Source organism: Halomonas sp. HL-93, from assembly GCF_900086985.1.
In the GTDB taxonomy this organism is placed as follows: Bacteria; Pseudomonadota; Gammaproteobacteria; order Pseudomonadales; family Halomonadaceae; genus Vreelandella.
On record NZ_LT593974.1, the window covers coordinates 308,133 to 328,626 of the forward strand.

At 56.9% G+C, this 20,494-nt stretch carries 18 protein-coding genes; 10 read left to right on the forward strand and 8 right to left on the reverse strand.

Annotation, left to right across the window (positions count from 1 at the left end; genetic code table 11):
- Nucleotides 1–17 precede the first annotated feature (17 nt).
- Entirely contained in the window at nucleotides 18–875 is an 858-nt protein-coding gene (locus GA0071314_RS01380) for a MurR/RpiR family transcriptional regulator (protein WP_074394963.1), read from the reverse strand.
- A 208-nt stretch (nucleotides 876–1,083) separates the two neighbouring features.
- Here GA0071314_RS01380 and GA0071314_RS01385 point away from each other — a divergent pair, with 208 nt between their 5' ends.
- The 7 genes from GA0071314_RS01385 (at nucleotide 1,084) to GA0071314_RS01415 (ending at nucleotide 10,143) form a co-directional block, all read left to right on the forward strand.
- Nucleotides 1,084–2,013, forward strand: a complete 930-nt coding sequence (locus GA0071314_RS01385; protein WP_074394964.1) for a sugar ABC transporter substrate-binding protein — start codon at nucleotides 1,084–1,086, stop codon at nucleotides 2,011–2,013.
- A 49-nt stretch (nucleotides 2,014–2,062) separates the two neighbouring features.
- The gene (locus GA0071314_RS01390) at nucleotides 2,063–3,199 is read left to right on the forward strand and encodes an ABC transporter permease (RefSeq protein ID WP_074394965.1); all 1,137 of its coding nucleotides are present in this window, start codon (nucleotides 2,063–2,065) and stop codon (nucleotides 3,197–3,199) included.
- Between the two features lies 1 nt (nucleotide 3,200).
- Entirely contained in the window at nucleotides 3,201–4,097 is an 897-nt protein-coding gene (locus GA0071314_RS01395; RefSeq protein WP_074394966.1) for an ATP-binding cassette domain-containing protein, read from the forward strand.
- A gap of 29 nt (nucleotides 4,098–4,126) precedes the next feature.
- Nucleotides 4,127–6,085: a bifunctional 5-dehydro-2-deoxygluconokinase/5-dehydro-2-deoxyphosphogluconate aldolase gene (locus GA0071314_RS01400; RefSeq protein WP_074394967.1), complete on the forward strand. Its 1,959-nt coding sequence runs from the start codon at nucleotides 4,127–4,129 to the stop codon at nucleotides 6,083–6,085.
- Nucleotide 6,086: 1 nt separating this feature from the next.
- Nucleotides 6,087–7,934, forward strand: coding sequence for a 3D-(3,5/4)-trihydroxycyclohexane-1,2-dione acylhydrolase (decyclizing) (gene iolD, locus GA0071314_RS01405; RefSeq protein ID WP_074394968.1), 1,848 nt, complete (start codon nucleotides 6,087–6,089; stop codon nucleotides 7,932–7,934).
- Between the two features lie 31 nt (nucleotides 7,935–7,965).
- Nucleotides 7,966–8,868, forward strand: a complete 903-nt coding sequence (gene iolE, locus GA0071314_RS01410) for a myo-inosose-2 dehydratase (RefSeq protein ID WP_074394969.1) — start codon at nucleotides 7,966–7,968, stop codon at nucleotides 8,866–8,868.
- A gap of 153 nt (nucleotides 8,869–9,021) precedes the next feature.
- Nucleotides 9,022–10,143, forward strand: a complete 1,122-nt coding sequence (locus GA0071314_RS01415) for a Gfo/Idh/MocA family protein (protein ID WP_074394970.1) — start codon at nucleotides 9,022–9,024, stop codon at nucleotides 10,141–10,143.
- Between the two features lie 67 nt (nucleotides 10,144–10,210).
- Here GA0071314_RS01415 and mgtE read toward each other — a convergent pair whose 3' ends face one another.
- The 3 genes from mgtE to GA0071314_RS01430 all read right to left on the reverse strand — a co-directional run bounded on the left by mgtE (nucleotide 10,211) and on the right by GA0071314_RS01430 (nucleotide 13,208).
- Nucleotides 10,211–11,566, reverse strand: a complete 1,356-nt coding sequence (gene mgtE, locus GA0071314_RS01420) for a magnesium transporter (RefSeq protein ID WP_074394971.1) — start codon at nucleotides 11,564–11,566, stop codon at nucleotides 10,211–10,213.
- Between the two features lie 157 nt (nucleotides 11,567–11,723).
- A complete protein-coding gene (locus GA0071314_RS01425) occupies nucleotides 11,724–12,062 on the reverse strand; it encodes a DUF6482 family protein (RefSeq protein WP_074394972.1) in 339 nt (112 codons plus the stop codon).
- A 129-nt stretch (nucleotides 12,063–12,191) separates the two neighbouring features.
- On the reverse strand, nucleotides 12,192–13,208 hold the full coding sequence (locus GA0071314_RS01430) for a 1-aminocyclopropane-1-carboxylate deaminase (RefSeq protein WP_074394973.1): 1,017 nt from the start codon (nucleotides 13,206–13,208) through the stop codon (nucleotides 12,192–12,194).
- Between the two features lie 236 nt (nucleotides 13,209–13,444).
- Between GA0071314_RS01430 and GA0071314_RS01435 the strand changes: the two genes are divergently transcribed.
- Together GA0071314_RS01435 and GA0071314_RS01440 are read left to right on the forward strand one after the other, a co-directional pair.
- Nucleotides 13,445–13,951 (forward strand): Lrp/AsnC family transcriptional regulator, encoded by a 507-nt coding sequence (locus GA0071314_RS01435; RefSeq protein WP_074394974.1) that lies wholly within the window; start codon nucleotides 13,445–13,447, stop codon nucleotides 13,949–13,951.
- A gap of 163 nt (nucleotides 13,952–14,114) precedes the next feature.
- Nucleotides 14,115–16,250: a PhoX family protein gene (locus GA0071314_RS01440; protein WP_074394975.1), complete on the forward strand. Its 2,136-nt coding sequence runs from the start codon at nucleotides 14,115–14,117 to the stop codon at nucleotides 16,248–16,250.
- A gap of 76 nt (nucleotides 16,251–16,326) precedes the next feature.
- Here the strand turns inward: GA0071314_RS01440 and GA0071314_RS01445 are convergent, their stop codons facing one another.
- On the reverse strand, nucleotides 16,327–16,662 hold the full coding sequence (locus GA0071314_RS01445; protein WP_074394976.1) for a hypothetical protein: 336 nt from the start codon (nucleotides 16,660–16,662) through the stop codon (nucleotides 16,327–16,329).
- A gap of 173 nt (nucleotides 16,663–16,835) precedes the next feature.
- Between GA0071314_RS01445 and GA0071314_RS01450 the strand changes: the two genes are divergently transcribed.
- Nucleotides 16,836–17,729, forward strand: a complete 894-nt coding sequence (locus GA0071314_RS01450) for a LysR substrate-binding domain-containing protein (protein ID WP_074394977.1) — start codon at nucleotides 16,836–16,838, stop codon at nucleotides 17,727–17,729.
- Between the two features lie 16 nt (nucleotides 17,730–17,745).
- Here GA0071314_RS01450 and GA0071314_RS01455 read toward each other — a convergent pair whose 3' ends face one another.
- From GA0071314_RS01455 to gabT, 3 genes are all read right to left on the reverse strand, one after another.
- Nucleotides 17,746–18,234 (reverse strand): Lrp/AsnC family transcriptional regulator, encoded by a 489-nt coding sequence (locus GA0071314_RS01455; protein WP_074394978.1) that lies wholly within the window; start codon nucleotides 18,232–18,234, stop codon nucleotides 17,746–17,748.
- A gap of 75 nt (nucleotides 18,235–18,309) precedes the next feature.
- Nucleotides 18,310–18,954, reverse strand: coding sequence for a hypothetical protein (locus GA0071314_RS01460; protein ID WP_074394979.1), 645 nt, complete (start codon nucleotides 18,952–18,954; stop codon nucleotides 18,310–18,312).
- A 31-nt stretch (nucleotides 18,955–18,985) separates the two neighbouring features.
- Complete coding sequence (gene gabT / locus GA0071314_RS01465) at nucleotides 18,986–20,278, reverse strand: 4-aminobutyrate--2-oxoglutarate transaminase (RefSeq protein ID WP_074394980.1); 1,293 nt, start codon at nucleotides 20,276–20,278, stop codon at nucleotides 18,986–18,988.
- Nucleotides 20,279–20,494: the final 216 nt, after the last annotated feature.

Below are 20,494 nucleotides of genomic sequence, written 5' to 3' on the forward strand. Positions count from 1 at the left end.
GTTGTTAGTGTTGGCGTCTAGGCCTTGCGCTGTTTTTCCTGTCCTTTATCACGTGTTTTGTCCTGCCTCACGCCCAAACCAATCGCTAAGGCTTGTGTTAGGCAAAGCGAAGCGGTCAAACCACGAAAACTCTTTACCTCGGCTTCATTAACCACGAAGACCACATTGGCGAAGCGAGCGAGCGGGCTAAGGTTGGAATCGGTAATTACCACTATAGGTAGCCCGCGCTGTTGGGCGTCTTCACAGGCTTTTTGGCTCTCTTCGGCGTAGGGCGAAAAGCTAATCGTCAAAAGGGCATCATGTTGACTCATGGCACGCAGTTGCTCGCCGTACATGCCTCCCAAGCCGCTGACGAGTAAGGCGGGTTTGTCCACATGGGCCAGGGCATAGGTCATATAGCTCGCCACCACAAAGCTGCGTCTAGCGCCCATCACGTGAATAGCCTGGGCTTTTTCAAAGATATCCAGCGCTTTCTCTAAATTTGCCGGGTCGATACGGCTAGGTAGTTGCTCCAGTACGGCCCGGTTGGCGTCGGCAAACTCCCACAGGAGCTGAGTACTGTCTGGAGTTTCTCCGGTAGCGCTACGGACTGCGCGAATACGTTCGGTGTAGTTGGGTAGCTCGTCCACCAGGCGGCTGCGAAACAGCTGCTGCATTTCAGAAAAACCGTTAAAGCCCAGGCTATTGGCCAAGCGAATCAGGGTGGAGGGCGTGACCTCCGCCTGCTGGGCAATTTTCGCTACGGTGGCCAGCGCAACTTCCTGTGGGTGGTCGAGCATGAAGCGCGCGGTTTGCTGCAGCCGCTTACTTAGCGTGGCGTACTCGGCCGTGATCAGCGTTTCAAGCTCGCTGTAGCTTTGGGGCGGTTGTGGCATAGAAAAATTCCTCGGCGGTTAGGCATCCATCGCGCCGCAAAGTGGCAAGTTGCTCTGCAGTCTAGTTGATTGAAATAAATATTCCATTTATACCAAAGTATAGAATAAATAATTTGCTGGTTTTGGTTTTTAGAATCTATATTCCATAGTGCAAAAGCACTCCACGTCTCACAACAACCAACAAAGACAACGTAAGAGGACATCAACAATGGCACGCTTATCAACATGGTTACTCACTGCCGCCGCCGCTAGTTTCATCAGCACCACCTACGCTGATGAAAGCCGGTTTGTCATGGTGACGCATGGCATTCCTTCGGATCCTTTCTGGTCGGTGGTGAAAAATGGTGCGGAAGATGCCGCTGATTTGGTAGGTGCGCGTCTGGAATATCGCGCGCCTTCCTCTTTTGACATGGCCAAAATGCAGCAGCTTGTCGATGCAGCGATTGCGTCAGACCCCGATGGACTGATTGTGTCGTTTACGGATGAAGACGCACTGGGCGATGTGATACAGGAAGCCTCCGACAGCGGTATTCCCGTGATTACCATTAACTCGGGCGGCGATGTGTCGGGAGACTACGGTGCTCGCTTACATATAGGCCAGAGTGAATACGAAGCCGGCAAGCAAGCCGCAGAACGCATGCAGGAAAAGGGCGTCGAGAAGGGGCTTTGCATCAATCACGAGCAAGGTAATCAGGGACTTGACCAGCGCTGTGATGGGTTCATTGAAGGCTTTGATGGCAATGCTGAGCAGCTCGCCACCAGTCATGACCCGACCGAAATTCGCAACGCTATCATCGCCTACCTAAATGACAACGATGATATTCGCGGTCTGCTCACGCTTGGCTCTTTAGCAGCGGAACCCATGATTCGTGCCATGCGAGAGCAAGGTGCTACCGACATGTTCACGTTAGGCACCTTTGATTTGTCGCCCGGTATTCTAGAAGCGCTGGAGCAAGAGGAACTCGATTTTGCGATCGACCAGCAACAGTACATGCAGGGTTACCTGCCGGTTATGTTCCTCGACCAATACGTCAAAAATGGTTTGCTACCCGCTGGGGATGTGGCGACCGGTCCTGGCTTCGTGACGTCAGATAATGCGGCGCAAGTAATGGAGCTGAGCGAACAAGGTATCCGTTAAGCACCCGACAATGAACAGGCTTGGCTCAGCCAAGCCTGAGGAGCGAATCATGACTGCTACCCCTTCAGCCGATCAAACCCCGCCAGCGCAAACTATAGAAAGCAGCGATGAGCGGATTCAACGTATTCCTATGTGGAAGAAAGCGCTCAGTCGTCCGGAATTAGGTGCGCTTGCCGGCACGGTATTGGTACTGGCCTTTTTTATTGTCGCCTCCCGGGGTACCGGCATGTTTACCCCTTCAGGCGTTCTCAACTTTCTTGAAGTGTCCGCTCAGTTGGGGATTATCGCGACCGCTGCGGCGTTATTGATGATAGGCGGTGAATTCGACCTGTCGATTGGCTCAATGATTGGTTTGGCAGGGATCCTTATTGCCATTCCCGCCGTTGAATACGGCTGGCCACTCTGGTCGGCGATTATGCTTGCCCTCTCGTGCGCCGCCTTGGTTGGCTGGTTCAATGGGTACCTGGTTAACCGCACTGGATTGCCATCTTTTATTGTCACGCTTGGGTTTCTTTTTATCCTTCGTGGCTTGGCAATTGGTATTAGCCGTTTGCTGACAGGCCGCACTCAAGTGGGCGGAATTCAAGACCACGCTGAAGGAGACTGGCTGGCAACCCTCTTTACCGGTGAGGTGGGTAATGGACTTTTTGTGTGGCTCGCTGACCAGGGGCTGATGGCGACAAATTTCGCTGGCAACCCCGTTGTTTCCGGTATTCCTGTCTCCATTGTGTGGTGGCTGGGTTTGACCGCGGTAGCGACATGGGTACTGCTTTGCACGCCCTATGGGAATTGGATTTTTGCCAGCGGCGGTGATGCCAATGCGGCTCGCAACTCCGGTGTGCCCGTGCACCGCGTCAAAATCTCGTTATTCATGTTCACTGCTCTGTGCGCAACGATCTTTGCCTGCCTGCAAGTGATGGATACGGGCTCAGCTGATACCAGCCGTGGTCTGCTTAAAGAGCTGGAGGCAATTATTGCGGTTGTCATCGGTGGGGCTTTGTTGACTGGCGGCTATGGGTCGGCCATTGGGGCCGCGCTGGGGGCATTGATCTTTGGCATGGTGCAAATGGGGATCTTCTACACCGGAGTGAATACCGACTGGTTTGAGGTTTTTTTAGGCGTAATGCTGCTGGTTGCCGTGTTGTTTAACAACTTTATGCGCAAAAAGGCGATGGAGGCCAAATAATATGACATCTCTCACGCCCATGATCGAAATGCGCAATGTCAGTAAGCACTTTGGCAGCGTCATCGCGTTAAGCGATATCTCTATGCAGGTTTATGCAGGCCAGGTGATGTGCCTGCTTGGGGATAACGGTGCGGGTAAGTCGACGCTGATTAAAACGCTGTCTGGCGTCCATCGCCCTACCCACGGTGAGTTGCTACTGGATGGTAAGACCGTTTACTTCAAATCTCCTGCCTACGCCTTGGATGCGGGCATCGCCACGGTCTTCCAAGACCTGGCAATGATTCCCCTGATGTCGATTACCCGTAACTTCTTTATGGGCCGCGAGCCAACGGTGGGCTGGGGGCCGTTCAAGCGTATCAATTGGAAATACGCTGACCAGATTGCCAAAGCGGAAATGGCAAAAATCGGTATTGATGTGCGTGACCCAAGCCAGCCGGTGGGCACACTTTCCGGCGGTGAGCGCCAATGCGTGGCGATTGCCAGAGCCGTTTATTTCGGCGCCAAAGTGTTGATTCTGGATGAGCCAACGTCAGCACTTGGGGTCAAGCAAGCCTCCGTGGTCTTACGCTATATCGCCAAAGCGCGTGCCGATGGTCTGGCGGTGATCTTTATTACCCACAATGTTCACCATGCCTTCCCGGTGGCTGATGCGTTCACCCTGCTGTCGCGCGGCGGCAGCTTGGGCTCATTCAGCAAAGAAGACGTCTCACGCGAGGAAATACTTAACATGATGGCCGGAGGCGCAGAGCTGGAGAGCCTGGATGCCGAGCTCGCAGAGTTTCAACGCAGTGATCGCGAGAAAAAAGCCAATAGCGCTGCTGCCGATCAACCCACGCCAAAGACCGCTGGCGGGATTGTCGATGAGCCTGCCGAAAAACGTTTAGCAGGCGGATATTAAGTATAAGAAAGTGACGTGGGGAGAATTTCATGCGGAATAACAGTATGCAACACCGGCCGCTTGATCTGATTTGCCTGGGGCGGGTGGCGGTTGATCTTTACGCCGAGCAGATCGGCAGCCGTTTGGAAGATGTGGCCAGCTTTGCCAAGTATCTGGGTGGCAGTTCCGGCAACATGGCCTATGGTACCGCGCGGCTTGGGCTGAAATCCGCCATGCTCTCGCGGGTGGGCAATGAACAGATGGGCAACTTCGTGCGCGAAGAGCTGGAGCGGGTGGGGGTGGATACCTCCGCGCTACAAACCGATCCTGAGCGCCATACCGGCCTGGTGCTGCTGGCGTTAAAAGACCGCGAAAGCTTTCCGCTGCTGTTTTACCGTCGCGACTGCGCCGATATGGCCATCGACGCTGACGCCATCGACCCTGAATTTATCGCCCGGGCAAAAGCGCTGGCGATTACCGGCACGCATCTTTCCACCGATACCACCCGCCGAGCCTGCCGCAAAGCGCTGGACGCCGCTGCCAAACATGGCGTGAAGCGGGTGCTGGATATCGACTACCGCCCCGTGCTTTGGGGGCTGACCAACCCCGGCGATGGTGAAACCCGCTTTATCGCCGATGATAAAGTGACCACCGACCTGCAGCGCTGGTTGCCGGACTTTGACCTGATTGTAGGCACCGAAGAAGAGTTTCATATTGCCGGCGGCAGCACGGAGACCTTAACGGCTTTGCGTGCAGTGCGTGAAGTTAGCGAGGCCATCCTGGTATGCAAGTTGGGGCCCATGGGCTGTGTGGTGTTTGAAGGTGCCATTCCGAATCGCTTTGAAGACGGTATTTTAGTCAAGGGCGTCCAGGTAGAGGTGCTTAATGTGCTGGGTGCCGGGGATGCCTTTATGAGTGGCCTGCTGCGCGGCTGGCTGCGCGGTGAACCCTGGCGAACCAGTGCCGGTTATGCCAACGCCTGCGGCGCGCTGGTGGTCTCCCGTCACGGCTGCGCCCCGGCCATGCCCACCGAAGACGAGTTATTTGATTACCTGGCGCGCCGCGACGAAGTAATCCGACCGGATATTGATCAGCGCTTAAACCACTTACACCGCGTCACCACCCGAGTGCCTGCTCACTGGCCCGAAGTGTTGGGTCTGGCATTTGACCACCGTCGCCAGCTCACCGATATGGCCCGCGAAGAGTATGCCGACATCGCGCGTCTGCCAGCACTCAAAAAACTCCTGGTCATCGCCGCCGAAGAGGGCGCCAGGCTGGGCGGTATTGCCACGCCTGCGATTCTGGTGGACGACGTGCTGGGTCAGGAAGCGCTCAATCAAGCCAGCGGCAAAGGCTGGTGGATCGGTCGACCGGTGGAGCTGCCGGGATCACGCCCGCTGCGTTTCCAGCATGGCGATGATTTAGGCGCCTGCCTGCGCCACTGGCCCAGAGAACAGATCATTAAATGCCTGGTGTTTTACCACCCCGACGACGAGATTGTGCTGCGTCTGGAACAGGAGGAGCGGCTGCGCCAGCTCTACCAGGCGGCCTGTGGCTATGGGCTGGAGCTGCTGATTGAAGTTATTCCCCCCGCAAGTATGCCCAGCGATGACACCACGCTGCCGCGCAGTCTGCAGCGGCTCTACAACCTGGGCATTCGCCCCGATTGGTGGAAGCTCCCCGCCCTGTCAGATGCTGCCTGGCAGGCGGTGGGCGAGACCATTGAACGCGAGGATGCCTACTGCCGTGGGGTGGTACTGCTCGGACTGGACGCACCTATGGACGATATGAAGCGCGGCTTCGAAGCAGCGGCCAAGCACTCATGCTGTAAAGGGTTCACCGTTGGACGCACGCTATTTGCCAACGCCAGCCGCGATTGGCTGGCGGGGCGTATCAATGATGCCAGCTTGTTAGAGCGGGTCGCCCAAAACTATGCCGAGCTGATAAAGGCGTGGCGGCAATTAAGGCAGGCGCAGCCGCAAACCCTGGCCCACACGGAGGAGGCGTAAGATGAGCACCATTCGACTCACCATGGCCCAGGCGCTGGTCAAGTACCTTGCCGCCCAGCGTATCGAGCTAGATGGTCAGGAAGTGGCGCTGTTTGAAGGCGTGTTTGCGATTTTTGGTCACGGCAATGTGGCCGGGATGGGTGAAGCGCTCTATCACGTACAAGACACGCTGCCCACCTTCCGCGCCCATAACGAACAGTCTATGGCCCACGCGGCGATTGCTTTTGCCAAAGCCAATGGCCGTAAGCGCCTAATGGCGGCAACCAGTTCGATTGGCCCAGGGGCGACCAATATGGTCACCGCCGCGGCACTTGCCCATGCCAACCGGCTGCCGATCCTGCTGCTACCAGGGGACACCTTTGCCACCCGCGAACCCGATCCGGTACTCCAGCAGGTGGAGCATTTCGGTGACCCGACCATTACCGTCAACGACTGTTTTCGCCCGGTATCGCGCTACTTCGACCGTATTAACCGCCCGGAACAGCTGCTGACCAGCCTGCCCCAGGCGATGGCCACCCTGCTTGACCCGGAGCACTGCGGCCCTGCGACCCTGGCGCTGCCCCAGGATGTGCAAACCTTCGCCTACGATTATCCGTTGGCCTTTTTTGCCCCCAAGGTACATCGCATTCGCCGCTCGCCGCCGGATGCTTACGAGCTTCGCCAAGCCATCGCCGCGCTTCAGCAGGCCAAGCGTCCGCTGATCATCGCCGGGGGCGGCGTGCACTACGCCGCTGCCTGCGACGCCCTGGCCGAGTTTGCTAAAGCACGCGGCATCCCGGTCGCCGAAACCCAGGCGGGTAAAGGCGCGCTGGCGGATAGCCACCCCTGCGCGGTAGGTGCCATTGGGGTGACCGGCAGCGCAGCTGCTAACCAGTTGGCGGAGCAGGCCGATGTCATTTTGGCCGTGGGCACGCGACTGCAGGACTTTACCACCGGCTCCCGGGCGCTGTTTGAAGGCAACGAAAAAACGCTGATCGCCCTCAACGTTGGCCGCTTCGACAGCCTGAAACATCAAGCGCTTCCGCTAAGCTGCGACGCCTTGGTCGGTCTGGGGCAACTCGACGCGGCGCTGGGTGAATGGTGCGGCGGCGATGAATGGCGCGAGCAGACCGGAACGCTCAAGCGCGAATGGGCCGAGGCAGTACATCGCATAACCGCCGATCAAGGGCTGGCGCTGCCCACTGATGCCCAGGTGATCGGTGCCGTCAATCGCCAGGCTGGCAACGATACCACGGTGGTATGCGCGGCCGGTGGATTGCCCGGCGAGCTGCATAAGCTCTGGCAATGCTCCGGCCCCGGCAGCTATCACGTCGAGTACGGTTTCTCCTGCATGGGCTATGAAATAGCGGGCGGGCTGGGCGTCAAGATGGCCAAACCTGAGCGGGAAGTGGTGGTGATGGTCGGCGACGGCAGTTACCTGATGCACAACTCCGAGCTGGCCACCTCGGTGATGCTGGGCCACAAGCTGATAGTGGTGGTGTTGGATAACCGCGGCTACGGCTGTATCAACCGCCTGCAGCAGGCCACCGGCGGGGCTGGGTTCAACAACCTGCTGGAAGATTGCCGCACTGTGGAGGCGGGTGCCCCCAAAACCGATTTTGCCGCTCATGCCAAAGCGTTGGGCTGTGAGTCTGAATCGGTGACCGGTATTGCGGAATTGGAGCAGGCGCTGGTGCGTGCTCGCAGCGCCACCTCGACCTATGTGATTGCCCTGGACACCGACCCATTACCCAGCACTCAGGAAGGCGGTGCCTGGTGGGAAGTCGCCGTGCCCGAAGTTTCCGAGCGGGAAGCGGTCAATAAAGCCTATCAAGGGTACCGCGAAGCCAAGCGGCGCCAACGCCATTAATGCCAACGCACATCATCACAAGGAATACGCTATGCCAACGGTTACTTTAGGCATCAATCCGCTCACCTGGACGAATGATGACTTGCCCAGCCTGGGCGGCGCAACGCCCCTGGAAACCTGTTTAAAAGAGGGCCGCGAAGCGGGCTTTAGCGGCTTTGAGCTAGGCAATAAATTCCCCCGCACGCCCGACGTCTTGAATCAGGTGCTGAGCGCCCACGACCTGACGCTTGTGTCGGGCTGGTACTCCGCGCGCCTGCTTGAACGCAGTCCCGAGGAAGAGATTGACGCCGTTCAGGATCATATGAACCTGCTCAAGCAGTGCGGTGCCAAGGTGATGGTGTTGTGTGAAGTCACCCACTGTGTACACGGCGATCAGGAGCGCCCGCTCTCCCAGCGTCCGCACCTTTCCGAGCAGGAGTGGCAGCGCCTGCTGCATGGCCTGGAGGTGGTCGGCGACTATCTGAAATCCCAGGGTATACAGCTGGTGTATCACCACCACCTGGGTACGGTGATCGAAAGTCAGGCCGACGTCGAGCGCTTGATGGACAACACCGGCGAAGGCGTGGGGCTGCTGCTTGATTTTGGTCATCTACGCGGTGCAGGTGGTGATCCGCTCGCCATCGCCAAACGCTACAGTGGGCGCATCCATCATGTGCACTGCAAAGACCTGCGCTTCCCAGTGCTGGATTCGGTGCGTAACCGCGACAAAAGCTTTTTAAACGGCGTGTTAGACGGCCTGTTTACGGTGCCGGGGGATGGCAATGTGGATTTTTTGCCCGCCTTAACTCACCTGTGTGAACAGGGCTACAAGGGCTGGTTGGTGGTGGAAGCCGAGCAAGACCCGGAAGTCGCCCACCCGCTGACTTACGCCCGCCTGGGCTATCGCAATTTGCGTCGGCTTGCTGAGCAGGCGGGTTTTGACGTTGCCAGCTAAACATCGCCAGCGTCGCTGAAGCCCTCGCATATCCTGGTTCAGTGCAAGGCACATCTACGCGTCGTTGAGAAGGTGTCGAGCGGGGGGGGGAGTCGCCAGTCAGCGACAGAGGGCGTTTGTGAATTATCGACTTTGTCCATTGGAATCATGACAATGAAAACCCTCAAGATTGGCCTAATCGGCACCGGCTTTATGGGCAAAGCCCACGCCATTGCCTTTAATGCGGCGTCCAGTGTTTTTGAGCTGCCCGCTAAACCGGTGTGCGAACTGTTGGCGGATGCCGACCTCGCCACTGCAGAAAGCCGGGCGCGTGCCTGGGGGTTTGCCCGCGCCACCGACGATTGGCGCGCCCTGGTGACAGACAGTGAAGTGGATGTGGTAGATATCTGCGCACCTAATTTCCTGCACAAAGAGATGGCGCTGGCCGCCATTGCCGCGGGCAAGCATGTTTACGCTGAAAAGCCGCTGGCGCTAAGTAGCGCCGATGCCGCCGAGATGGTCGCCGCGGCTGAAAAAGCGGGCGTGAAAACCCTGGTGGGCTTTAACTACATTCGCAATTCCGTCACCCAGCTGGCTCGCCAGATTGTCACCAGCGGCGACATCGGAGAGCTGATTCACTTTCGTGGACGACACAACGAGGATTACCTGCTCGACCCGGCAAAGCCCCACGACTGGCATACCACGCGGGCGACCGCTGGCGCCGGTGCGTTAGGCGATGTGGGCTCGCATATTCTCAATATGGCCGAGTTTTTAACCGGGCAGCGCATTACCGAGGTATGCGGCCAACTACAGACCGTTATCACGATGCGGCCGAAGGCCGACGGTAGTGGTATGGCCGCAGTGGAAAATGACGACCAGGCCCAGGCCATGCTGCGCTTTGACCAGGGGTTAATCGGCAATATCGAGACGTCTCGGGTGGCCGCTGGCCGCAAAATGGGCTTGGCCTATACGTTAACGGGCACCAAAGGCGCCATAGTGTTTGATCAGGAGCGCATGAGCGAGCTGCAGCTTTATCGCCATGGCGACGCCCACGGCAGGCGCGGCTTCACCACCCTGTTAGCGGGCCCCGAACACCCCGACTATGCGGCGTTCAGCCCCGCGCCGGGTCATGGCTTGGGCTATAACGATCAGAAAATTATCGAGGTGCGTGATCTGGTCGAGGGCATTATTAACCACCGCCCCCTCTATCCCGATTTTCGCGAAGCGGCTCGGGTCAATCGGCTGATCGATGCTATCGAAAGGTCAGATCAGGCGGGGCAGTGGTTACGGGTGTAGTCGTTGCTACGATCCAAGCGCTGGGTTCTGCTTTGGGAAGGCCCAGCGCCTGCCTGGAAGGGAAAACTCATAATATAATCAGCGTCGCGAGCCCCAGGAACGACAAAAATCCCACCACATCGGTGACGGTAGTTAGAATCACCGCGCCGGATAAAGCGGGATCAATCTGCAGCTTTTTCAATACCAATGGAATTAGCACTCCAGAGACATTGGCCAGGCTCATATTGATAAAGATAGCCAGGGTAATGACCAGCGTAATCATGGCATCGCCAAACCACATATGGGCAATTAAACCAACCACTAGCGCCCAAACCAAGCCGTTGGTCATGCCCACCCACAGCTCTTTGTTATAAAGCCATTTTATATTGTTACCCGCGAGCTGCCCTAGAGCCAAACCGCGTATGACGACGGTGAGGGTTTGGCTACCGGCAATACCTCCCATGCTGGCAACTACCGGCATTAAAATCGCCAGCGCCACAATTTGATCTAAGGCCGCTTCAAACCGCCCAATCACGAAAGCCGCTAAGAAAGCCGTTAACAGATTAATACCAAGCCAAATGCCGCGGCTTTTAGCACTGCGCATGATAGGGGTAAAAACTTCTTCTTCATCGCTGACGCCGGACATATGTTTAAACGTCATATCAGCATCATCTTGGGTGATTTCTAATACGTCGGCGGAGTTGAGCTGACCAACCAATAACCCCTCGCTATCGCATACGGGTACAAAGTGAAGTTCTTTAGAGCGTAATAACGCGGCGGCGTCGCTGACTTTCATTTGATCATTTAGGGTGAAGAAATCATCCATATAATCATCAACTACGGCATCTTGCGGTTGCTTGATTAAATCCATCAGGCTCAAGGTGCCGAGTAAGCGTTTATCCTTATCCGTAATCATGATCTGCTGTGACTCATCATCTAGCAGATGATGAATGCGGATATAGCGCTGTACGGCTTCTAACGAGACGCCCTGTTTCACATTGACCGTTTCAGGGTCCATGTAACGCCCAACTACATCATCTTCATAGGCATGCAGATTCTCGACCTGGGCACGAATTTCTTGATCCAGGCTGGCGTAAACGCTGGTTTTTATGGCCTCGTCAGCAACATCCAGTACTTCAGCTACTTCCTGGGCGTCCAGGCCCTTGACGATCTGCTCCACATCGCTGGCCGATAAGTCTTCGATGTAGTCAGCCCGGATGTCTTCATCGACTTCGGCCAATACTTCGCCGATGAGCTCTTCTGGAATGTACTCCCATAGAAGATCGCGGGTTTTTGCGGGAAAAGACTCGAGTGTGCGCGCAATGGCCAGGGTGTCCAGCTCTGCGAATAGCGCTTTCAGGGCGTGGGTATCTTCTTCGTCTAACCGCTTTTGAAGATACAGCAGTTGCTCTTCATTATTGATGTATTTTTCATCATCGAGCATAGAGTCCATCCTTTGGGAAACTGGTTTTCAACACAGACACTTGAAAGCTCTTGATGGCACTGTATCAATGTTATAGACAGGCGTGGCTGAACGCCATAGAGGCTTTTCATGCGCGGGTTATTGCCGTTAGCTGGAAGCGCATACTCGTTGCCAGCGCTTACCCCTGCGTTGCAAATGCCACCCGTACGCCGTAGGCCATGCGCTGTTTAGTGGACACGGGTGGAATATCGGTGCCCACCATTTCATCGGCGGCATCGGCCCAGGTCAGCGTGCCATGAGTGAATCCCAGCGGTGCCAGTGCGCGACTGACCCACTGTGTGCCCGTAAAGCGCTGGGTTTCGCCTTGCTTGTCAGTGAGCAAACAGACGGCGTTATCCTGATGCAGGCGAACGATATACCACCCCATATCCAACCCATGTAGTTCAACGTCGGGGAGCGGGGCGGGTAATTGGGCCAGTTCGTCAAGGGTGACACGTGCGGGGAGAGTGGAAGGCATGGCGTATCCTCATCAGTGAATAGGCTATACACCAAGACTAAAGGTTGTACTTTATTTGTACAGCAGTAGCCGCCTGATCGGCGTTATTTAGGCGCTCAATCAGACGGGACGAGGTAGGCGTTTTACGCCTTAGCCATTACGAAACAGGAAGCTGTAGGCGTTTAGTGCAGGTACGCCGCCCAGGTGGACGTACAGCACTTTGGAGCCCGCTGGGAACTCACCGTTGCGCACCATATCGATCATGCCGTGCATGGATTTGCCTTCGTAAACCGGGTCGGTGAGTACGCCCTCCAGGCGGGCGCACAGGCGAATAGCCTCTAATGTGCCTTCATTGGGTAGGCCATATTCCGGGCCGCCATAGCGGGTATCCAAAATGACATCGTCATCGGTAATGCCGCCTTCCAGCTCTACCAGTTCGGCGGTGTTGCGGGCGATACGCAGGATCTGTTCGCGGGTTTGCTCAGGCTTGGCAGAGGCGTCAATGCCAATCACTCGCTGGGCACGGCCATCGGCGGCAAAGCCCACCACCATCCCCGCCTGAGTGCTGCCGGTGACCGAGCACACCACGATATAGTCGAATTTGAAGCCCAGCTCTTTCTCCTGCTGGCGAACCTCTTCGGCAAAGCCTACAAAACCTAAGCCGCCGTTCGGGTGTTCGGAGCAGCCAGCGGGGATCGGGAAAGGCTTGCCGCCCAGCTGGCGAACATCTTCCATCGCCTGCTCCCAGCTGGGGCGAATGCCGATATCGAACCCCGCGTCGTCCAAGCGCACGTCGGCGCCCATGATGCGCGACATCTCGATATTGCCTACCCGGTCATACACTGCGTCGGAATAGTTGACCCAGTTCTCCTGTACCAGCACGCACTGCATGCCCAAATGAGCGGCCACGGCGGCCACCTGGCGGGTCTGGTTGGACTGAATGCCGCCAATCGATACCAGCGTATCGCAGCCCTGTTCCAGCGCTTCGGGAATCAAGTACTCCAGCTTGCGGGTTTTGTTACCGCCAAAGGCCAGACCGCTGTTGCAGTCTTCGCGCTTGGCGTAGAGCTCCACGTCACCCCCCAGGTGTTCACTCAGACGTTTGAGTGGCGTAATGGGGGAGGGGCCAAAGGTGAGCGGGTAACGTGGAAAGCGTTCTAGGTTCATAGCAGGCTCCTGCATATAAGCGTTTCAGTGCGAAATAGAAAGCTCGCTTGGCGAGGGTTTAGATGAAAGATTTAGGTAAAAGCTTCGTGTGAACAGTTGGCGGGCTCTGCTATTTATACTAAGTGTTAGCTGATGTTTTTGTGTTGCAAAATAAGAGGCTTTAAAGCAATAAGTGTTGGCATTAAATGATTTATATGGTTTTAAATGGTGTCTAAAGATCAATAAGGTAAATAATAGTGCGCTCAAAAACTTCCCGTTCAGGCGCCGAGCCTGATGATCAGGCGGCTGAACTAGACCGAACAGACCGACGTATTCTGAAGCTGCTGCAAGACGACGCTACGCTCTCCAATGTGGCGCTGGCCGAGCAGGTGAGCCTGAGCCCTGCGGCGTGCTTACGCCGGGTGGAAAAGCTCAAACGGGACGGGGTGATCAGCCGGGTGGTGGCGCATTTAGACCCGGAGCAGCTACAGGCAGGCATGGTGGTGCTGATTGGCGTGGTGCTGGATCGCTCGACGCCGGAATCCTTCGCTGCCTTTGAAGAGGCGGCCCAAAAAGTATCCGGCTGTATGGAGTGCCACGTGGTCACCGGGGAGTTTGACTACTTTATGTTGGTACGCACCCGGGACAGCCAAAGCTTCAACAGACTACACGCCGAACAGTTGCTCTACCTGCCCGGCGTGCGTCAAATCCGCTCGTTTATGGGCCTGCGACAGGTGGTCTCGACCCATAAGGTGCTGGTGTAGCTTGGCCAAGTTAATGGCTACCAAGTGTGCTCGGTTACTGGTCATTTCCTTATGCCGTCCGCGTTCATCTAAATGCAGACATGCCGTCATCGTGCTGTCACTCAGCGTGGTTAGGATCCTCTAATGTTACATCGTTGACCGTAATGATCAGAGGGAAACCATCATGAGCAAGGAAATCGAAGATCATCGTCTGTTTAATCAGAGTGGTAATGAGCCATTTGCTGACATACTGGCACAGCATGTGTCGCGGCGTGATGTCATGCGCGGCGGCCTGAGCGTGGCGGCTGCCTCAATGCTTAGTTTTGGCGGTGCTGCTCAAGCGCTTGCCTCCAACGGATCACAAAAAACACCGCTCACGCTGGCCTTTGAGGCGGTCCGGGGTTCGCATACCGATGCCGTCGTGGTGCCTGACGGCTACGTGGCTCAGGTATTAGTGCCATGGGGCACGCCGCTAAATCAAAATGACTCGTGGCAGCCTGACCAGCCAATGACCCCTGAGCGTCAAGCGGCGAGCGTGGGCATGCACCATGACGGCATGGCCGGTTTTGCCCTGGATGCCGATAACGCCTCGCGCCGTTTTGTGCTGGCGCTCAATAACGAATACATCGATCAAACCGCGCTGTGGGCCCCTCAGGGCGGTCCCACTAACGCTGATGAGGGTGAGCGCCCAGCGGAGGAGTCGCGCACCGAGATCAACGCGCACGGTGTCACCATTGTAGAGGTTGAAAAAGACGCCAATGGGCAATGGGCGCATGTACCGGGCTCCCGCTATAACCGCCGCTTTACCAGCGCAACGGAAATGGATCTGGCGGGCCCTGTGGCGGGCAGCGACTACGTTAAAACGCGCTTCTCTCCGGCGGGCACCCAAACCCGCGGTACCAACAATAACTGCGGTAACGGCGTCACCCCCTGGGGCACCTACATTGCCTGTGAAGAGAACTGGCCTAACGTCTTCGTCAACACTGGCGAGCGCTTCCAGGACGACGCCCGGATTGGCATTCCCACCGAGCGTGGCCGTTACGCCTGGGAAACGTCGGCAGGCGATGCCTCAGAAGAAAACGACGAGTTTGCCCGTTTTAACATCACGCCACGCGGCGAGCGCGCCGAGGATGATTATCGTAACGAAGCGCGCACCTTCGGTTATCAGGTCGAGATCGACCCCTATAGCGATGCCCGCGCCGTCAAGCGCACGGCACTGGGCCGGTTCCGCCATGAAGGGTGCTGGTTAGGCAAGCTGGAAGCTGGCCAGCCAATCGTTTATTACTCCGGTCACGATGCCCGCAACGAGTACGTATATAAATACGTGTCCGACGCCGCCTGGGATCCTGCCGATGCCAACCGGCCGGGCGAGGCGTACGACCGTCTTTCCATTGGCCATAAATATCTCGATAACGGCACCCTGTACGTAGCCCGCTTTCATGCCGACGGCAGCGGTGAGTGGCTGCCGCTGACGCCCGAGGCTGAGACCCGGGATGGCCGTACATTGGCGGCGGCGCTGGGCCTGGAAGAGAACGATTTAGCCGGTGTGATTATCAATACCTGCGATGCGGCGGACCTGCTGGGGGCCACGCCGATGGATCGGCCCGAATGGGCCTCTGTTGACCCTGCATCGGGCGAGGTGTATCTCACTCTGACGAATAACTCACAGCGCATCGCTGAAGATTCACAGCCAACCTATACCAACGACGGTGAGCGCTTGGAGCAGGTGGGGGTAGGTTATGACTTGGCACCCACTAACGCGGCTAATCCACGTGCCAATAACGAGGCTGGTCACATTATTCGCTGGCGCGAAAGTCGCCTGCCAGATGCGTTCCGCTGGGAAATATTTGTATTTGGCGCGGCGGAAGATGATGCCGATAACCCCTCAGGACTGAATGAAATGAATCAATTTGCCAGCCCCGATGGTCTTTGGTTCGACGAACGTGGCGAGGGGCAAGGCATTCTATGGATTCAGACCGATAATGGCTATGAAGGGGTAGCGGAGTACACCAACGACCAACTGCTCGCCGTTGTGCCAAGGGCATTGGACGATATTAGCGGTACGGGGCCGGTGGTCAACAGCAGCAACCAGCAGCAGCTAAAGCGCTTTGCGGTCGGGCCAAACGGCTGCGAAGTCACCGGTATTTTTGCCACGCCGGATAAAACCGCGCTGTTTATCAACATTCAACACCCAAGTAACTGGCCAGCGGATGGCAATGAACTCGTGCAAGATGCCACCGTTGCCGCCAGCGGCGACGTTCGCCCACGGGCATCGACCGTGGTGATTCAAAAGCGCGATGGTGGGCCGGTAGGCGTTTAGTCCCCAAGCTGAAACACGCCTTGGCAAGACCATAACAAGCGTCGAACCTCTCCCAGGTTCGACGCTTTTTTCAATGCTAGCTTGGCGGCACATGACATTGTTTCTGTCGCGCCTCTAACGCCTGAATGGCATCGACCTTTAGTGGCAGTTGGTTGGCCCAGAGAATATCGCCTCGGGAGTGGCCAATATCCCGCAGTACGAGGTCGTCGTAATCTAATAGCGGCAATATATGGCGACGATACAACCGCCGTCGAAGGTAGCGCCACCAGCGCATATCCAGCGCTCGAATTATCCGCATCGAGGGCATGGCAGGCGTGTAAAACTGCAATTGCGGGGGCTTGGGCGGCGGCGCCAACTGGCTGGCTTTTTCCCATGCCTGATGGGCATGTTGGGTAGGGGCTTCACACTTCATCGCGCACCTCCTTTTTCACTCCTGCGGTTGGCTAAACGGGCCCACTCGGCAGGTGTGTTATGTGATTAATAAGTGGAGGGTCGCGACCTCTGTTACCAGCTTGGCGTGCTGACTTGGATCAATCAAACGAAAAGATCTACACTGTGTGTTAAGTTTTTCTGAAAGGTGGCGTGATGAATCAACTCTCTACCATAGCTCCCAGCCGGACGGCCTTGCCGCTACTGGATAGCGAGGTGCTGCGCACCTTTGTGACGATTGCGGAGAGCGGCAGTTTTACCCGCGCCGCCCAGCAGTTATTTCGCACCCCTTCCGCCCTGAGCATGCAGATCAAACGCCTGGAAGAGACCCTCGGCCAGACGCTGTTTGTCCGCGAGGCGCGGCATGTCCGCCTGACGGCCGAGGGGGAAGTACTGCTGGGCTATGGACGGCGGCTACTTAAACTCAATGCGGAAGCCGTGACCCAGTTTTTAGCCCCTACCATCGAAGGGCGCGTGGGGCTGGGGATAACGGACGACGTGGTGGGACGTATTTTGCCGACGGTACTGGCCCAGTTTGCCCGATCGCACCCGGCGGTGCAGGTCGATGTCGAGGTGGGGCGCAGCAAAGATCTGCTCGCCAGGTTGGATGAGGGCGAGCTTGATCTCGCCCTGGTGATGGCTGGAGGGCCTGGTCAGGCGGCGCGGGGAGAAATCGTCCACAGCGAACCGCTGGTATGGGCGGGTCGTGAAGACGGCGTTGCCGTGCAGCGAACGCCACTGCCGGTAACTCTGGCCCAGCAGGGGTGTGCGTGGCGTCGAATTACCCTCAATGCTCTTGATCAAGCGGGGATTGCTTACCGCATTGCTTACTCCTGCGACCACTGTGCCGGGCAGGAGGCCGCTATGCTGGCCGATTTGGCCGTGACGGCTTTCCCCAAAAGCCTGGTCCGCCCGCCGCTCAAACGCCTGCACAACGAATCGCTGCCGCCGCTAGGTGATTACCAAGTGGCACTGGTAAAGCGTGCAGGCAGTGGTGATGCCAGCGAGGTATTGGCTGATCGGGTGGTGGAGGCGTTTCGGGAGGGGTGAAGGTAATGCGCTAAGGTTAACCCTCCATTAAAGTGCGAAGCGGAAGCTGCTCTTTATTGATTGGCGTCTTGATAACGATATAGCTGAAATATTTTTCGATACCGATTTCGTCCTCGATCAGTGCCTCCATGACGCGCTGATAATGGGCAATGCTGCGCGTTATAAAGCGCAGCAAATAGTCATAGCCGCCGCTAATAAGGTGGCACTCCATGACTTCATCGACCTGGCGAATTTTCTGTTCGAAGCGCAGAAAATCTTCCCGGTGGTGGTCCGTCAGGGTGATCTCAGTAAAGACGGTGACGCTCTCCATCATTTTTGCAAGGTTGAGTCGAGCTTGAAACGAAGTGATATAGCCAGCGGCTTCTAATCGTTTGACGCGCTGTAGACAGGGACTGGGCGATAGCCCGACAGCATCGGCCAAATGGACGTTAGTCATCCGTCCATCCGCTTGAAGCTGAACGAGAATATTAATGTCGATACGATCAAGACGGACGCTGGCCACCATGCAAAGTCCTCTACATTATTAGGGTTGCTAGGGGGGCGGTAAATACGCCCCATTAGTTTGAACTAATACCTTTGTCTAAAGCAATTCGCCGCGTAGAGCAAGCTGATGCTGATAAATAAAATCGCTTAGCGAGATACATGACGGCGTTTGCGGCTGGTCCGCTTTGGCACTGCGCGTGATACGGCAGTGCCCGCCTCGGCTATTAGCAGATGCAGGGCCCGCGGTTAAGAGCAGGACGTGGCTATCCGCCTCCATCTCCCGAAGCTTGGCGCGCGCGCCCACAAAGCTGCCGGTGGTGAACCGCTCGTTAACTGAAAGGCCGATGCGCTGGTTAAACGCGAAGAACTCCTGCTCATTGAGGGACGTCACCACTCTGAGCTGATAGAACTTGCGCAGATAGTGGATCGCCCCAGGGGCATCTTCATAAAGGGATCCAAAGCCAAGTGAGCTGGCGAATTCGATCCCTTCCTGCCAATCCACCTCCAGCCCCCAGCGGTTGGCCAGGGCGCGATAGACCGTGCAGTGAGCCGAAACGGCGCCCATCTGCTCATCCGTGAGTTCATGCAACGCCTGCACATAGTCTGCTAATACCTGCTCCACTGGGGGAGGAGCAGGTAGCATCGCCAACAGTGGCGATAGACCGCGAATAATGTCTCTGTCTCGATCGATCAGAACGCCATGGGCATCCATGCATAGCGTCGTATAGTCGGTCAATTGCATGACGTCCTGCTCTCCTGGCATTGGCGATGAATTAGTGCGTGGTGTTCGATAATGCGTTGTCTAACATCCCTACTGCTTCGTCGACTTGTTCGTCGCTGGTATTCAGCGGCGCCAGGAAGCGAATGACATTGCGATGAACACCACACTTGATCACCAGCAAACCCGTTGCACGGCAGTGATCGATGACCTGTTGCACCAGGGCGGCGTCTTCAGGTGTGGCCCGCGGGCCCTTGAGAAGCTCGATGGCAAGCATTGGGCCTTGTCCGCGGACGTCGGCAATCAAAGGATGCTTGGCTTGCAGCTGGCGCAATCCTGTTTCCAGGCGTTTGCCCATGGCGATGCCACGTTCAATCAGTTGCTCATCGGCAAAAATATCCAGCACCGCCAGTGCCGCCGCACAGCTCAGCGCGCTGCCGCCATAGGTGCCGCCGAGCCCACCCGGCGCGGGTGCTTGCATCATCTCGGTACGCCCAACCACGCCTGAAATCGGCAAGCCTCCGCCCAGGCTCTTCGCGACAGTGACCAGGTCTGGCTGGATATGGCTGTGTTCAAAGCCAAACATCCTGCCCGTGCGCCCGAAGCCGGTTTGAATTTCATCGGCGATGAGCACAATGCCGTGGCGTTCCGTCAAGGCGCGCAGTGCCTGCATAAACTCGACCGGCGCAGGCAGGAAGCCACCATCACCCTGTACCGGCTCGATCAGGATAGCGGCGACCTGCTCGGGGACGACTTCCGTGGCGAAAAGGGTGTCCAACTCCGCAAGCACATCCTCACTGCTGACGCCACGCAGCGCATCCGGGTAGCTCACGTGGTGGATAGCGGGGGCAAAGGGGCCAAAATTCTGCTGATAGGGCTGGCTCATACCCGTGAGCGTAGTGCCCAACAGCGTGCGTCCATGAAAGCCGCCGCGAAAGGCGATCACGTTGGGGCGCCCTGTATGGGAGCGGGCAATTTTGATGGCGTTTTCCACCGCTTCAGCACCGGAGGTAAAGAGCACGCTTTGGTAGTCCTGTGTGCCGCCGACCAGCTTGGCCAGCTGGCTAGCCAGTTCTATATAGCCAGGGTAGGCAGCCACCTGGAAACTCATATGGGAAATACGTTCCACCTGGGCCTGAACCGCTGCCACCACCCGTGGGTGATTGTGGCCGACATTGAGCACGCCGATACCCCCCACAAAATCCAAATAGCGCTTGCCGTCGACGTCATAGACGTCGCTGCCGCAGGCATGGGAAATGACGATAGGGTGGGCGTTCACCACACCGCGGGGAATGCACTGCTCGCGCTGGCTTAGCATGGCGTAGGAAGGGTGGGCGGCGGTATTCATCTGCGGGCTCCTTAAACATATTCATGGTTATAGTCACGATGTTCATGTTGTGGTGTGTTGGCGCCGCCTTTAGATAGAACGAGAGAGCGAACGCCAATACCCATACGTTCTTGAGCTTACCGTTGTTAGCAAGCTAGATGCGCTTGGCATGGCCTCGGTAACCGCGTAATCCTTCGTATTTACTGGCTTGTGCAGCATCATCCACTGTCATGGGGA